This window comes from Psychrobacter sp. GW64-MNA-CIBAN-0177, from assembly GCF_040309585.1.
Lineage (GTDB): Bacteria > Pseudomonadota > Gammaproteobacteria > Pseudomonadales > Moraxellaceae > Psychrobacter > Psychrobacter okhotskensis.
Genome location: NZ_JBEOOY010000460.1, coordinates 1 through 251 on the forward strand (window position 1 = coordinate 1; position 251 = coordinate 251).

General features: G+C 44.6%; 1 pseudogene. It reads left to right on the top strand.

The features are described 5' to 3' along the window. Positions 1 to 251, top strand: a pseudogene (locus AAEY79_RS15845) (ribose-phosphate pyrophosphokinase); the annotation flags it as partial.

The window sequence follows — 251 nt, forward strand, 5'->3', positions numbered from 1 at the left end:
ATGTAAAGCGGCCCAAGCGTTAAAAGACAATGGCGCACGCCGTGTCCTTGCCTACATTACTCACCCAGTATTGTCTGGTAATGCGCTAAAAAATATCAGTGAATCGTCATTAGATGAAGTGGTGGTTACTGATACTATCCCGTTATCTGCTGCCGCTAAAGCTTGCCCTAAAATTCGTCAAGTTTCTATCGCGCCAATGCTGGCTGAGAGCTTACGCCGTATTAATAATGAAGAATCTATCAGCGCAATGT